Here is a 13,112-nt window from a genome sequence, read left to right as displayed (position 1 = left end):
AAGGACTCAACTCGCCTGCAGGTACGAATCGATGACAGAGCGCTTCTGGATCTTGCCGGTCGGTCCTTTCGGAATCTCGTCCCAGATCTCGACCGTCTTGGGTATCTTGAAGCTGGCAATCTTGTCGCGGCAGAACGCGCGCACGTCGTCGGGCGTGAGGCTGAATCCGGCGCGCACCGAGACGACGGCGTGAATGCGGTCGCCCCACTTTTCATCGGGCAAACCCACGACGCAGACTTCACGAACGGCTTCGTGCTCGGCAATCACGTTTTCGATCTCGGTCGGAAACACGTTGTAGCCGCCGGTCTTGATGCGGAACTTGGCACGGTCGCTCAGGTAGAGGTAGCCGTCTTCATCCTGCCGGGCGATGTCGCCCGTGCAGAGCCAACCGTCCTTCACCGCTTCGGCGTATTTCTCGGGCGCGTTCCAGTAGCCCGAGGTCACGAACTCGGTCCGGATCAGCAACTCGCCTACTTCGCCGGCTGGAACGTCGCGCATCTCGTCATCGACGATACGCACGTCCACGTACGGCAAGGGCCGCCCCGCCGATGACAGCAGGCCCGGACGCTCCCGGATCGCCAGCTCGTGCTCGGACGGAAACAGCATCATCGACATGCCCATCAGTTCCGTGGTCCCGTACATCTGGAGCAGCTTGCCGCCCAGCACGCGCGCGGCTTCGCGGACCATCGAGGGCGGCAGGGGCGAGGCGCCGTAACCCCATTGACGCATCGAACTCAGGTCGAAATCGGACGCCCGGCCCGACGTCACCAGTGAGGCGAGCATCGTCGGCACGAGCACGGTGATGGTGGTCTTCTCCTGCTGGATCAGCGCGAGCGCCGCTGCCGGATCCCAGTCCCCGACGATGACCGTCTTGGACCCGTGCACGACATTGCGCAACAGATGCATGATGGGCACGCCACTCGCGGGCATGGCATGCAGCCAGACATCGTCATGGTTCGCACCCTCCGCGAGCGCGATGGCCTGGGTCGAGCGCAGCATCGCCTCGTGCTGGTACACGGCGCCCTTGGGCAAGCCCGTCGAGCCGGTCGTGTAGCAGATCATCAGGTGATCGTTCGGCGTGTGCGGCAGCGGGTCGCTGCCCGCGGCCTGCGTGAGGCACTCGGTGTAGTCGAGCAGGAACGGATGGCCGTCGTGCATGCCGATGACAACCGGCTTCTGCGCGCTCTCGAGAAGCGCGGCTTCGACCATCGCGCCGTAGCGGGCATGGACGAACAACACGGCCGGCGCCGAGTCATCGACCAGCTGCGCGAGTTCCCGTGCGGCAAGACGGCCGTTGAGTCCCACGCGCAATGCGCCGATCTTCGCGCACGCATAGAAGACCTCGGCGACTTCGACGCAGTCGGGCGACACGATGCCCACGCGATCGCCCGACGACACACCCAGCTCGCGCATGTAGCGCCCGAGTGCATCGCTGTTCAGATGGATGTCCTGCCAGGTCGTGCGACGTCGGTGATCGACGTAAGCAGGCGCACTGCCGCGCACCCGCGCGTGCCGTTGGACAAGTTGCCCGAACGTATTCATCGATTGCTCCCAAGGCTTGAATGCGTGGCCGCGCATGCGTCATGCGCGCCGGGTTGACGACTCCGCGCGGGATGCCGCAAGCGGAGTTTCGTGTGCCGCTGTCCGTCAGTCTTTCGGAACCTTTGCGATGACTGCGTCCGCAAAGGCCTGCAAGGAGCCGCGTTCGAGCTCGTCGCCGAAGTAGTTAATGTGATGCCAGACAAAAAACTCGTCTACTCCGTACTTTTCATGCAGGCGCATGACGTCGTCGAGCACGGCCTGCGGCGAACCGGTCCACACGCGGCCCATCGGCACATGGTAGGGAGGCGCATCGTAGGCATAGTTGAAGAGCTCGATGAAACCTTCCTTCATTGCACGCTCTTCAGCTTCGGTGCGGCCCATGACCAGATGTCCGCCGATCGCCAGCACGTCGCGCGGCGCGCTGTTGCGCCCGGCCGTGTGCGCGGCTTCCAGACAGGCGTCGAGCACGATCGGCATGAACTCCTCTTTCTCGGGCCGCACGAACGACACCATCTTGCCGCCTTCCGCACCCCAGAAGCGCGCGGTTTCGACCGAATAGCTGAACGGCGCGTAGATGGGCGGATACGGCGTCTGCAAGGGACGCGGAGTAATCCCGACCTTGCGCAGGATGCCTTCGCCATCGACCGCATCCGCGCCCCAGTCGCGCGTCGGATTGAATTCCCACGGCACCGGCTCCGGGACTTTCCAGAACTCGCCCTGGAACGAGGTCAGATCGTCCAGCCACAAGGACTTCACGATCTTCCAGTTCTCGTACAGCGCCCGGCGATTGCGCTGGTCCGCTTCCGACCGGTCGGATTCCGCCGACAGGATGTTGAGATGCTGTCCCATCGTCGCGGTCCAGCGCGCGGTATTGCCGCGCGAGAAGCCCGCGAAGGCACGGCCGCCCGTCATCTGGTCGAGCATCGCGATATCTTCCGCGACCTTGATCGGATTCATGGCCGTCAGGTTCATGCCCAGTTGCCCGACGCGCATCTTCTTCGTGTGCTGCGCGACGAAGAGATTCCACATCAACGGATTGGTCGTGGCCTCGACGCCTTCCACCTGGAAGTGATGTTCGGTCATGCAAAAGCCGTCGTAGCCGAGTTCCTCGGCGAACACCATCTGATCGCGCACCGCGTGCATCATGTGCTGGAAGCGCTGCGGATCACGTCCCGCGAGCGCGACTTGCTCGCCCCGCTGCCGCATGAAGGGGATGGCCAGCAATGTGAATTTCATTTTTCAGTCTCCATGTTGCATTTCGAAGTCAGACGGTGGTCCCGGCGCCGAGGATCGTCGTGCACTGATGCGACAAGGTGCCCCCGTTACCGTGTGCAATCGCGATCTCGGCGCCGTCGACCTGGAAGCCCCGCGCATCGCCTCGTACTTGCCGCGCCGCCTCGATCAGACAGAACAGGCCGTACATGCCCGGATGAACGCAAGACAGGCCGCCGCCGTTCGTGTTGACGGGCAATGTCCCGCCCGGTCCGATCCGCCCGCCCTCGACGAACGCGCCGCCCTCGCCTTTCCGGCAAAAGCCCAGATCTTCCAGGAACAGGATGGTGTTGATGGTGAATGCGTCGTACAGCTCGACCACATCCACCTCCTCAGGCGTGATGCCTGCCATCGCATAGGCGCGTGCGCCGCTTTTCGTCGCGGCCGTGACGGTCAGGTCCGGCATCTGCGAGATCTCGCGATGCCAGTGCGCCCCCGCCACACCCAGCACATAGGCGGACTTCATGCCGCGCGCCCGCGCCCGTTCCGCCGACATCAGGATGACCGCCGCTCCGCCGTCCGACACGAGACAGCAGTCGTAGCGCGTCAGCGGATCGCAGATCATCGGCGCCGCGAGCACCGTTTCCCGCGAGAGCTCCGCGCGCGAGGTGGCCTCGGGATTCAGCTGCGCCCAGCGCCGGGCCGAGACCGCCACGTCGGCCAGTTGCTCACGCGTCGTGCCGTACTGGTGCATGTGCCGGGCTGTCGCCATGGCGTAGCCGGCCATCGGCACGGGGAGTTCGTAGAGCGCTTCGAAGCGCGGCGTCTCGATCAGACCGTTCAGGTTGCCGCTCGAGCGGGCGTTGCTGCCGTACGCGATGAGCACCGTTTCGCACAAGCCGGCGTTGATCGCGAGCGTCGCCTGCAGCACGTCCGACATGAACGATGAGCCGCCGACGGATTCAGAACCCGACCACTTCGGCCGGATGCCGAGATACTCCGCGGCGGACAACGAAGGCAGGAAGTGATAGAGCGTGCTCGCGCATACGCCATCGATTTCATCCAGCGTGATGCCGGCATCGTCGAGCGCCGCACGGGTGGCCTGGGCCATCAGTTCGAGCGAACTCCAGCCCGGCACTTTGCCGAGCGCCGAATGGCCCGTGCCCACGATGGCCGTACTGCCGCGCAAGGAATCGATCATGAGCGGTCTCCTTGTGACGGTGCGGGCGGTGCAAGCGGTGTGAACGCCACGACAGGACAATCGGGCTCGGCGCTCGACCACGAGCGCGTGAGAATGGTTGCCCGAACCGGCATGGCAATGGAAACGCGCTCCGGCTCGACATCGACGAGCCGCGACAAGATGCGCGGCCCTTCAGCCAGATCGATCAGTGCAATCGTGTAGTCGCCGCCGCGTTCAGCGGGGCGACGCATGTGCGTGCAGGAATAGACCACGCCGTCACCGGACGCCTCGACCCATTCGAAGTCGTCCATCGTGCCGCGGGCATGCAGCGCGCGCGGATAGAACACATGGTCGTGGCTGGTGCGATGTCGCTGCAGCATGAACTTTCCCTGCTTCAGATAAGCGAAGAATTGCGCTTCCGGTCCGAGTTCGTGATTCATGAGATGTCGTGTGATGGCGCGTGGATGCGTCAGGGGCGCGGCTAGCGGGCCACGGAGGCGGAGACGGCCCGTTGCAGGGGCAGGCCTTTGCCGTGGAATTCGCGGAATCCGTACAGGAGCGGATTGCCGTTCGAGAGCAGCCGGATGCCCTGCACTTCGCCGATGAACACCGAGTGCGACGCAACGGGCACTTCCTTCAGCACGCGGCAGGACACATTCGCGAGCGCGCCGCTCAACCACGGCAGGCCGTCCTGCTCTTCCCACGCGCCGCCGTTGATGAACTTCTGCTCGGCTTCGTCGGCGCTCTTGGCCGAGCGCGAGAAGACCGTGGCGACGTCCAGTTGCGAATCGGCGAGCATGTTCACCGAGAACGCGCCGCTTGCACGGATCAGTTCACAGGCGCGTGCGTTGTGGTTGATCGAGATCAGCATGGAAGGCGGCGAGTCCGACAACGAACACACGGCCGTGGCCGCGAGGCCCGCGCGCAAGCCGCCGAACTGCGACGTCACGATGGTGACGGTGGTCATGTGACGCTGGAAGCAGGCGCGAAAATCGTCCTGGATGCTCGGCGCGGTGAGGTGTTCATTGCCCATCATTTACTCTCCTTCGCAGACTCATGGCAGTGCGTGTCATCGTGGTGTTCAGAGCTCCGGGCAGGCTTCGAACGGGCCCGTGAGATCCTCGAAAAGTCTGGCGAGCCGCAGCACGCCGATATCGTCATAACGCCTGCCGACGATCTGCATGCCGATCGGAAGGCCGTCCACAGTCTTGCCGCACGGAACCGATATGGCCGGTTGTTCCGTGAGGTTGAACAGAAAGGTGTTGCACCAGGGATCGAACAAACGTGTCTCGTCGGGCGCGGCGCGCTCCGCCGCGAATGCAGCGGTCGGCGTGGCGGGCAGGATCAGGAAGTCGGCATCATCGAGCAGCGCCATGGCCTGCTCGCGCAGCGCCAGCAAGGCCTGCATCGCGTCGATCACGGACTCGGCGGACTCGCCGGCGCTGGCGCGCGTCCATTCGTACAACAAGGGAGACAGCGGCTGCCGCTCCGGTGCGTGCTGGTTCAATTCCGCAAAACAGCGCGCGCGGTAGAAGCGTTCCGCGGCCTCCACCTGTTCATGCGCGAAGCGGGCGGGCCGTTCCTCGATCGAGGCGATGCCCGCTTGTTCCAGCCGCCCGGCCGCTGCCCGGACCGCTTCCACCACTTCGGCGTCCGGACTCAGCCCGAAGCCCAGATCGGTCACGAGATGGATGCGGACGTGCTCGGGCGGCTGCTTCGACGCTCCGCTGTATGACTGTCCCGCAGGCGGCAATGCGGTGAAGTCGCGCGGGTCGGGCCGGGCGATGCAGTCGAGCAGGAGGGCGACGTCCGCCACGCTCCGCGCCATGGGTCCGGCAACCAGCGCGGGGCTCACCGGCGGGTAGTAGGGAACGCGGCCATACGAAGGCTTCAGCCCGACCAGTCCGCAGAAGGATGCCGGCAGCCGGATGGAACCCACGATGTCGGTGCCGAGGGCGAGCGGATGCAGGCCCGCTGCCACCGCCGCCGCAGCGCCGGAACTCGACGCGCCCGCCGATCTCGACAGGTTCCACGGATTGCGCGTGACGCCGAAGCGGGAACTGACGCTGCCCGCGAGGATGCCGTAGTCGCACATGGTGTTCTTGCCAAGCAGGATGGCGCCGGACTCACGCAACCGCGCGACAGACGGGGCGTCGAACGTCGCTGTAGTGCCGCCGTCGGCTGTGCAGGCCGATCCGCGATAGCCCGGCATGCCGGCCACCGGCAACGCGTCCTTCACCGTCGTGGGAATGCCGTCCAGCGGACCGAGCGCTGCGCCGCGCCGCCATCTTTCTTCCGAGGCGCGGGCCGCATCGAGGGCTTCGTCCGCGGCCAGCCAGTAGATGGCGTTGATGCGCGGATTGAGCCGTTCGATACGCGTCAGCGCGGCCCGCGTCACCTCGACCGGCGACAGATGCTTCCGGCGATACGCTTCCGCCAGGTCGGTAGCGGACAGAAAGGCGAGTTCGTCGTTCATTCGATGACCCGCCTCATTCCTGGACGACGTTCTTGCGATACGAATCCTTCACCTGGATTCGCCCGTCCCTGAACTGGAACAGATCGCATCCGCGTGCCTCGACGCGGCTTCCGTCCCGCTTCGTGCCGGTGAAGGTCCAGTAAGAAACACCGCGGTCGCCGTCGACGAAATGCCGTGCGTCGTTCCAGCGCGCATCGGGAAAGGTTTCCCAGATGGCTGCGTAGCTGCGGCGGACCGCCTCGCGTCCTTCATGACGTTGCCCGAACGGATGCGGCCCCGCCGAGGTGTCGAATACGCAGTCGTCGGTCATGAAGCTCATCAATGCGTCGGCGTCGTGGGCGTTCCACGCAGCCGCGAAGGCTTCGAGCATCTGCATCAATGCGCCGGATTCGTTGCTCATCCTTTTCCGCTCCCGTCAGGCGGCATGACGCGCTGCCGCCTTCTCCGGCAGCCCGCCATCATCCCGATTCAATATTTGTTGAACGTATAACAAGGATATTGCCGGGTTTCGGGTCTGTCAACTGTGTCAAAAAACGGGGATGGGACAGTCAGGCGCGTGCCTGGAACGGGCAAGGCTGCAGCGAGCCGACGCGCGAGGTGAGGAAGAATTGCAGGCTTCCGAACTGCTCATGACAGCGGGAAGGCTCGGCAAGTGGCGGGGGGATGGTGCGTCTCGAAGGGGATGGGTTAGACGCGTGGCCTGCTACCGGCATGAACCGGGACGCCGGCGAACGGGCGCGCTCGCCGGCCTTTGCTTTCGTGCGAATGTCCGTGAGACGCGAATTTTCGCCGTGGGATGTTGACCGGCCGGGCGAACGACATAGATCCCCGCGGCAGGCGGTGGAAACCGGCACATCACAGGCACGAGCGCACCGGAAGCGACATGTTCGTTGGTCACGCCGTCGGGGATAAAGGCAATGCCCAACCCGGCCACTGCGGCTGCAACGAGCGCGCTGGCGTTGTCGGCCTTGAAGACAGCCGCAAGCAACTGATCATTGCGGGCCTGTGGACAGAAATCTGCGTGGCATTGCCTGCGATCCAGGCACTCGGCGAAGGCGCGACGGTGATCAACGTCCAGGACTACGATCGCGGCGTGTTCCTGTCGTTCGTCACGCTGGCAACCGGCGAGTTCTGGCGCATGACCGGCACCATGATTGTGACCCGGCCGACAGAAAGAATCGCGGACGATCGCCCGGCGCACAACAAGGCCCTCGTGCTCGACGCCATGAAAGCATTATTCCAGCGTCACGATCCCGCCGCAGTAGAGCGCTTTTATGCACCCGGCCATGTTCAGCACAACCCGTACATTCGCCAGAGACGCGACGAACTTCGCGCACTTGTCGCCAAGCTGTCGCCGGACGTGTGCTACGAGCCCGGCATAACGGTCGCCGAGGGCGACTTCGTGCCATTCATGATGGCATTCGCGGTTGGGCACCCACACCGCTGGTGGTCGTTGATCACTCCCGTGTCGAAGATGGCAAGCTTGCAAAGCACTGGGACGTGCTGCAAGACGAAGCGCCGGCCTCGGCAGCGCTCAGCGGCACATCGATGTTCGATCCCGAAGAGTGCGCTTCGCAAATCAGACGGGCGGAAGTTTGATTGACGTTGCCCATTTCTAGCGTCTGGAGCGCCGTGATCTCCGAACTGTCACGGCCTGTTCGAGGAGCGCTCACAACGTCGGGTTACGGCAACGCGCCGGACAATCGCAGGCAGGCGATCGGCACGAGTCGCCCCCACCCTCTCCTCGACAACGTGACAATCGGGTTGATCGAATGGACGGACTCGCGATCCGTCATCCTGTCCTGGCGCGGCGCGACGACCGGAGACTATGCCGAGCAAGTCTGGAAGCTGAATAAAGCGAGAAAGCCGGGTCGATGCGCGTTATCGGGTTGCGCCGTGCGAAGAGGTGATCCTGTCTTTCGCCCGTCGTGTCGAAAACGGAATCTGCCCGGCAACGCGGAGTATGTCGTCTGCGAACATGCGATGCGCAGGTTCTGCATTCGGTCATCCGGCAAATAGCGGCTCACTGCCGAATCGCACCACGAGCTAGTCCCGCACGCCAATCTCCACGTTTTCCGCTTCGCGGAGATGGCGCGTCCGCATTCATCCATCGATCAGAACTTATGGCGAAGACCGATCCGCACCAAAGCTTGATGATCATTGCTGGACGGCGAACTCTGATTGTTGATCGACGCCACCGCCGCACGATTGCGCGAGTCTGTACCTGACGCTTTCTGATAAATGCCGAGCAGCGATATGTCGGTCCGCTTCGACAGGAAGTAATCGAAGCCGATATCGCCTTGATGATACGTCGCGCCTTCGTTGCGGCCGCTTGCCGACGTCACGCTGCCGCCATCCGTGTAGCTGTACGCCGCGCCGATCAGCAATGCGGGCGTCAGTTGATACTTGGCGCTCAATTCCGCGCTGTTGAATGTCGCGTTGCCGCTATAGCCCGAAGGATTCGGCCCGCTCGACGTGTTGCCGAGTCCCTTGAACGCGATGTTCGAATACGTCGCGCCCAGTGTTACCGCGCCGATGTTGTACGCCGCGCCGGCGCTGATGACCTGATAGGTATGCGCCGACAGATAACCGCTGAACACCGGATAGACCGAATTTGCTGTTGTCGCTGAAGGCGTGCCCGAGGTCGAGTTGCCAAAGAAGCTCACGTTCGGATTGCGTGCATTGATATAGCCGACGCCAAGCGTCAGCGGCCCGCTTGCATAGCCTGCCCCAAGGGACCAGATCTGGTTGCGCGTAGTATCGCCTGCGACGCCGCCGAGACTGTACATGGCGCCGAACGAAAAGCCGCCGTACGAAATGCTCTTGAACTTGACGGCGTTGTTCGTACGGTACGCGTTGTTCAGGTTGTCCAGATCAGCCGGATGCGCGCCGATATTGCCCGCCCATTGCGCGCCCACTTCGAGCGGTCCGACGAAGTCGACGCTCAAATCGTATTGACGCCCCAGCGTAATCGTTCCAAACGGGCTCGACACGCCGACGAACGCCTGGCGGCCAAACTCCAGACCGCCCTGCCCCAGCTTGCCGGTGCTCGGATCGAAACCGTTCTCCAGGGTGAAGATTGCCTTCAGCCCGCCGCCGAGGTCCTCGACACCCTTCAAACCCCAGCGGCTGCCGGACAGCACGCCGCTTTGCATCGCGTAGGAGCGGTTGCCATTCATGTTGGTATTGAACGTCAGCCCTTCGTCGATGACGCCATAAAGCGTCACGCTGCTTTGGGCGTGGGACATCGTGGACAGCGTCATGCAAGCCGCGCCGAGCGCAAGCGTCTTTTTCATGCAAGTCTCCTTACTGTACTGATAAGAATAGTGATGGCGGGAAGCCGCGCGCTCAGCGCGCCACTTCGAGGCGACGGATCTTTCCGGTGATGAAGAGATAGGTGATCGCGCCGATCAACCCATGGGCCGCGACGAAGTACATCGCGCCGGTGAACGAGCCCGTCAGCTGCAACGCATAGCCGATGACGATCGGCGTGACGATGCCCGAGATGCTGCCGAACAGATTGAACAGGCCGCCCGCCAGTCCGACGAGATGCGGCGGCGCGGTGTCCGAGACCACGGCCCAGTTCACGGCCGCGAGACCCTTGCCGAAAATCGCGAGCGACATCAGCGCAACCACGGTATAAGGCGATGCGACGAAATTGCACAGCACGAGGCTCGACGCGAGCAGCATGCCAATCACGAACGGCGTCTTGCGCGCCACACTGACGTCAAGGCCGCGACGCAACAGCGAGTCCGACAGATAGCCGCCCGCGATACCGCCGATGAATCCTGCCATCGCCGGCAGCGTCGCCAGGAAGCCGACTTCCACGATGTTCATCCCGCGTCCCTTGACCAGATAAATCGGGAACCACGTGATGAAGAAATACTGCAGCGACGTCAGGCAATACTGGCTGAGATACACGCCGAGCATGAGCCGGCTCTTCAGAAAGAAGCGCACCGCGCCGAGATCGACACTGCCTGTCTCGAGCGCCTTCTTCCCGTTCGTACCGAGGTTCGCACCGCCTTCGCGCAGATAGTCGAGCTCGGCGGCATTCGCGCGTGGATGCGCCTGCGGCTGATGCATCACCTTGAACCAGACCATCGCCAGCACGAGACCCAGTGCACCCATGATCCAGAACACACTCGGCCAGCCGGCCTTGTGCACGAGAAAGCCCATCAAGGGCACGAAGACGACGACCGCGATGTACTGCGCCGAGTTATAGATCGACGTCGCGAGGCCGCGCTCGCGGACCGGAAACCACGCCGCGACGATGTGGCTGTTCGCCGGCGACACCGGTGACTCGACCAGACCCAGCAGAAAGCGCAGTACGAACAATCCGGCGATGGCGGCCGCCGTCGAAAGCGTGCCGAGAAAGCCCTGCGCCACCGTACACAGGGACCACAGTACGAGACTGATGCCGTAGACCTTGATCGAATCAAAACGGTCGAGCAGCCAGCCCGCAGGCAGTTGCGCAAGCACATAGGCCCATGCGAACGCCGAGAACACATAGCCGAGCGCGACCGGTCCGATCCCAAGATCCGCCGACATCGCTGAGCCGGTGATCGACAGATTCGCCCGGTCACCCAGATTGACCGCGCTGGCGATGACCAGCATCGCGAGCACCGCGTAACGCACGGAGGTGCGCTGCGTCATCGCTACGCCCGCGGCGACGCTTTCGCTTTTCATTTGCATGTCTCCTCTGTCTTCTCTTTAAGCGCGGCGTTCGGCGAGTCTCTTCTCCAGCCGGCTCGACAGGCGGTCCAGTTCCTGGATGTCGGCTGCAGAGAGCTTCGGACCCGGTGTACGCATCGTGGCGGAACGGATCGCGCCGCGACGACGCATCATTTCCTTGCGTGCGCACACTCCCCAGAAGCCCATCGCCTCGTAGCGCAACAACGGCAGATAGATGTCGAAGACGTCGTCGGCTTCATCGAATTTGCCCGCGGCGTGCAGCGCGTAGACTTCGGACAGCATCTCGGGATACGAGAAGCCGGCCATCGGGCCATCGGCTCCGCGGCCGAGTTCGAGCGGCAGATACATCGCGTTGTTGCCCGTCAGGATCGCAACGCGACGGCCGCCGCCAGCGCGCAGGCGAGAAATCTTGTTCAGGCAAGGGAGATCCTCTTCCTTCACCAGTTCGATTTCCTTGTGCGTATCGATGAGCGCGAGCATCGCCGGCACGGACATCGCCACCTTCGACGCGAAGGGAAAGTCCTGCAGTACCGTCGGCACCCCGACGTTCCGCCGGAACACATCGGCGAAATAGCCGTGCAATTCCTCGTCGGTCTGGATGCCGGCGGGCGGGGCGATCATCACGCCTGCCGCGCCGAGGTCCATGACGCGCGCGGACAGGTCGGTGAGCTGCGCCAGGCTCGCGTTGCTTACGCCGACCACGCACGGCCGCGAACCCGCGCGCTTGATGAAGCGCGACGCGACCTGCAAGGCCTCGTCCGCGTTCAGCTTGCCCGCTTCGCCACTCACGCCGAGCACGGTGAAGCCCTGCGCACCGTGCCGGATGTAGAAATCGACGAGCGTGTCGATGCTTTCAAGATCGACCGCACCGCTCTCGTCGAAAGGCGTCTGCGTGACGATGAAAACTCCTTTTGAATCGCGCAACATGGGGAACTCCAGAGTTGAATTGCGTTGGGTCACGCCGATGCAGGCATCGGCAGATCGAGTGTGTCGGACCAGGTTTTCATGCGGACGATGACGTCGTCAGTGAGCGCGACACCATCGCGTATCTGTTCGCGGCGCAGTGCGAGCGCGCGCTCGCCGGGCAGGCGCACCGGCGGCGCACCTTCGCGCACGCGGCTGGCGTGACACGCATCGGCGAGCCAGGTGGTTTCGTCCAGAAACGCATCCAGCCCGCCGAGCAGACGAGGATTCAGTACCTGGAGGAACACGCCTTGACCAAACTTGTCAGGCTTCGTGCGGCGGCCCGATCCCGGCAGCGCGAGCGTCAGTGCCTCGACGGCAAGACCGAGCCCGAAGCCCTTGTAGCCGAACTCCACGCCGCCCAGCGGCAGCACCGTGCCGGGCGGCTTGGCCGTCAGGACGTGGGGATCGTTCGTCGGCTTGCCTTGCGCATCGAGCAGCCAGTCGCCGGGCAAGGTTTCGCCACGCTGCGCGAAGGCCGTGAAGAACGTATTGCTGCCGAGCGATGTGCATTGATCGATGAGAATCGGATCGCGCCGCGTCGGGATGCCGTAGGCGATCGGATTCGTCGTCAGCACTGCGTCCATGCCACCGAACGGCGCAACCGAAGCCACGCCCGCATTGGTCGCGGACAAGGTCACGAAGAGATTGCGTTCGACGAGCGGCAACAGATAGCTTTGCAGGCAGCCGATATGCGAACACTCTGCAATCGTTGCTACCACCACGGCACGCGACGTCGCGCGCGCGATGACCTCGTCGATCGCACGATGCATCACCCACGCGCCCGGCAGGCGGTTCGCATGCCATGAGAATGCGCTGTCGGTATCGGACAGGACGCGCACTTCGCCCTGGGTTGCGATCTGACCTGCCTGCAGGCGTTCGAGATAGGTCGCGAGCAGCCAGAGACCGTGGCTGCGATGTCCGAGCAACTCGGCATCGACCAGTCTTGCCGCGACCTGATCCGCATGGTCAGCCAACATGCCGCAGCGCTGCAAGGCCTGCGATGCGTACCGTGTCAGGTCGATATGGGAATAAGTTGGCATGGCG

The 13,112-nt window shown here is 63.7% G+C and carries 14 protein-coding genes; 2 read left to right on the top strand and 12 right to left on the bottom strand.

What is annotated here, in order from left to right; translation table 11 throughout:
- Positions 1-6 precede the first annotated feature (6 nt).
- From QCE69_RS16905 to QCE69_RS16870, 8 genes are all read right to left on the bottom strand, one after another.
- Entirely contained in the window at positions 7-1,542 is a 1,536-nt protein-coding gene (locus QCE69_RS16905; RefSeq protein ID WP_309931990.1) for an AMP-binding protein, read from the bottom strand.
- A 105-nt stretch (positions 1,543-1,647) separates the two neighbouring features.
- A complete protein-coding gene (locus QCE69_RS16900) occupies positions 1,648-2,778 on the bottom strand; it encodes an LLM class flavin-dependent oxidoreductase (RefSeq protein ID WP_309931988.1) in 1,131 nt (376 codons plus the stop codon).
- Between the two features lie 28 nt (positions 2,779-2,806).
- Positions 2,807-3,955 carry an acetyl-CoA acetyltransferase gene (locus QCE69_RS16895; protein WP_309931986.1) on the bottom strand — a complete coding sequence of 383 codons (1,149 nt, stop codon included), beginning with the start codon at positions 3,953-3,955 and terminating at the stop codon, positions 2,807-2,809.
- On the bottom strand, positions 3,952-4,374 hold the full coding sequence (locus tag QCE69_RS16890) for an OB-fold domain-containing protein (protein ID WP_309931984.1): 423 nt from the start codon (positions 4,372-4,374) through the stop codon (positions 3,952-3,954). The genes QCE69_RS16895 and QCE69_RS16890 overlap by 4 nt, the downstream gene beginning before the upstream one ends.
- A gap of 41 nt (positions 4,375-4,415) precedes the next feature.
- Complete coding sequence (locus QCE69_RS16885; RefSeq protein ID WP_309920525.1) at positions 4,416-4,970, bottom strand: flavin reductase family protein; 555 nt, start codon at positions 4,968-4,970, stop codon at positions 4,416-4,418.
- 45 nt (positions 4,971-5,015) lie between these two features.
- Complete coding sequence (locus QCE69_RS16880; protein WP_309931982.1) at positions 5,016-6,410, bottom strand: amidase; 1,395 nt, start codon at positions 6,408-6,410, stop codon at positions 5,016-5,018.
- 13 nt (positions 6,411-6,423) lie between these two features.
- Positions 6,424-6,810, bottom strand: coding sequence for a nuclear transport factor 2 family protein (locus QCE69_RS16875; protein WP_309931980.1), 387 nt, complete (start codon positions 6,808-6,810; stop codon positions 6,424-6,426).
- 303 nt (positions 6,811-7,113) lie between these two features.
- The gene (locus tag QCE69_RS16870; RefSeq protein ID WP_309922847.1) at positions 7,114-7,344 is read right to left on the bottom strand and encodes a LysR substrate-binding domain-containing protein; all 231 of its coding nucleotides are present in this window, start codon (positions 7,342-7,344) and stop codon (positions 7,114-7,116) included.
- Between QCE69_RS16870 and QCE69_RS16865 the strand changes: the two genes are divergently transcribed.
- Positions 7,294-8,013 (top strand): MoaF-related domain-containing protein, encoded by a 720-nt coding sequence (locus tag QCE69_RS16865; RefSeq protein ID WP_309932841.1) that lies wholly within the window; start codon positions 7,294-7,296, stop codon positions 8,011-8,013. The genes QCE69_RS16870 and QCE69_RS16865 overlap by 51 nt on opposite strands.
- 29 nt (positions 8,014-8,042) lie before the next feature.
- Positions 8,043-8,429 carry a DUF3331 domain-containing protein gene (locus QCE69_RS39540; protein ID WP_409021207.1) on the top strand — a complete coding sequence of 129 codons (387 nt, stop codon included), beginning with the start codon at positions 8,043-8,045 and terminating at the stop codon, positions 8,427-8,429.
- Positions 8,430-8,524: 95 nt separating this feature from the next.
- On the opposite strand, the gene QCE69_RS16860 is transcribed toward QCE69_RS39540, so the two are convergent.
- Genes QCE69_RS16860 through QCE69_RS16845 form a run of 4 tightly spaced genes read right to left on the bottom strand, consistent with a single transcriptional unit; the run spans position 8,525 to position 13,108 of the window.
- Entirely contained in the window at positions 8,525-9,706 is a 1,182-nt protein-coding gene (locus tag QCE69_RS16860; protein WP_309920518.1) for a porin, read from the bottom strand.
- Between the two features lie 52 nt (positions 9,707-9,758).
- Positions 9,759-11,102 (bottom strand): MFS transporter, encoded by a 1,344-nt coding sequence (locus QCE69_RS16855; RefSeq protein ID WP_309931978.1) that lies wholly within the window; start codon positions 11,100-11,102, stop codon positions 9,759-9,761.
- Between the two features lie 18 nt (positions 11,103-11,120).
- Positions 11,121-12,029: a dihydrodipicolinate synthase family protein gene (locus QCE69_RS16850; protein WP_309920511.1), complete on the bottom strand. Its 909-nt coding sequence runs from the start codon at positions 12,027-12,029 to the stop codon at positions 11,121-11,123.
- A gap of 29 nt (positions 12,030-12,058) precedes the next feature.
- Positions 12,059-13,108 (bottom strand): Ldh family oxidoreductase, encoded by a 1,050-nt coding sequence (locus QCE69_RS16845; RefSeq protein WP_309931976.1) that lies wholly within the window; start codon positions 13,106-13,108, stop codon positions 12,059-12,061.
- Positions 13,109-13,112: the final 4 nt, after the last annotated feature.

Origin of the sequence: Caballeronia sp. LZ032, assembly GCF_031451315.1 — a bacterium.
Taxonomy (GTDB): Bacteria; Pseudomonadota; Gammaproteobacteria; order Burkholderiales; family Burkholderiaceae; genus Caballeronia.
The sequence above is the reverse complement of the archived record's forward strand: the minus strand, read 5'-3'. Positions and strand labels throughout refer to the sequence as shown.